Source organism: Arthrobacter globiformis NBRC 12137, assembly GCF_000238915.1.
GTDB classification, from domain to species: domain Bacteria; phylum Actinomycetota; class Actinomycetes; order Actinomycetales; family Micrococcaceae; genus Arthrobacter; species Arthrobacter globiformis.
The window spans coordinates 1-1,058 of the sequence record NZ_BAEG01000060.1 but is presented as its reverse complement, the minus strand read 5'-3'; the positions used below and the strand labels follow the sequence as shown (position 1 = coordinate 1,058).

The following is a 1,058-nucleotide window of genomic DNA, read 5'->3' as shown; positions in this document are numbered from 1 at the left end:
ATACCGAGGGTGGAGGTCGTCCCCTGTGAGCAGCCAGATCCCTGATACCCCGCCCACGGCCGCGCACGCGAAGGCCGACACCACCTCCCTCGGTGACCTCCTCGGCGAGGTCACCCGGGACCTGTCCACCCTGATCCGGCAGGAAATCGAACTCGCCAAAGCCGAACTGAAACAATCCGGCACCCGCGCCGGCAAAGGCGGCGGCATGCTCGCCGGCGCCGGCGTCGCCGGGCACTTCGTGCTCCTGTTCCTCTCCGTCGCCCTCTGGTACGCCCTCGGCGAGCTGATGGGCCTGGGCTGGTCCGCCGTCGTCGTCGCCGTCCTCTGGGCCATCATCGCCGCGATCCTGGCCAGCGTGGGACGCAAGGAACTCAAAGCCATCAAAGGCATGCCCCAAACCGTCGAAACAGCCAGGGAAATCCCGCCCACCCTCAAACCGAACGGAGACCACCGATGAGTGAGAACCCGGACGCCATCCGCGCCGACATCGAAGCCACCCGCGCCCGCCTCGGCACCAACGTCGACGCGGTCGCCGACAAGGTCACCCCCTCCAACATCGTCCACCGCCAAACCGACAAGGTCCGCGACGCCGTCTTCGGCGTAAAGGAGAAAGTCATGGGCACCGCAGAACACACCACCCACACCACCAGCGGCGGCCTGCACCAGGCCACCGACGCCGCCGGGAACGCCCTCCAGGACGCCGGCGAAGCGATCGCCGACGCACCCCACCAGGTCAAAACCAAAACCCAGGGCAACCCCCTCGCCGCCGGCCTCATCGCGTTCGGCGCCGGCCTGCTCGTCTCCTCACTCATCCCCCCAAGCGAGAAGGAACGCGAAGCCGCCGACGCCCTCAAGACCGCCGCCGAACCGGTCACCACCCAGCTCACCGAGGCCGCCAAAGACATGGCCCAGGGCTGGAAGGAACCCGCCCAGGACGCCATGGAAAACGTCAAAGCCACCGCCACCGACGCCGCCCAGCACGTCAAGGAAGAAAGCCAAACCGCCGCCACCGACGTCAAAGCAACCGCCACCGACGCCAAAACCCACGTCCAAAACAC

General features: G+C 67.5%; 2 protein-coding genes. Both read left to right on the top strand.

The annotated features are described in order from the left end of the window. The first annotated feature begins 25 nt into the window (after positions 1 to 25). The gene (locus ARGLB_RS11325) at positions 26 to 457 is read left to right on the top strand and encodes a phage holin family protein (protein ID WP_003802430.1); all 432 of its coding nucleotides are present in this window, start codon (positions 26 to 28) and stop codon (positions 455 to 457) included. After that, the coding region (locus tag ARGLB_RS11320) for a DUF3618 domain-containing protein (protein ID WP_003802427.1) at positions 454 to 1,058 on the top strand (605 nt) is incomplete at its 3' end. The genes ARGLB_RS11325 and ARGLB_RS11320, both read left to right, overlap by 4 nt.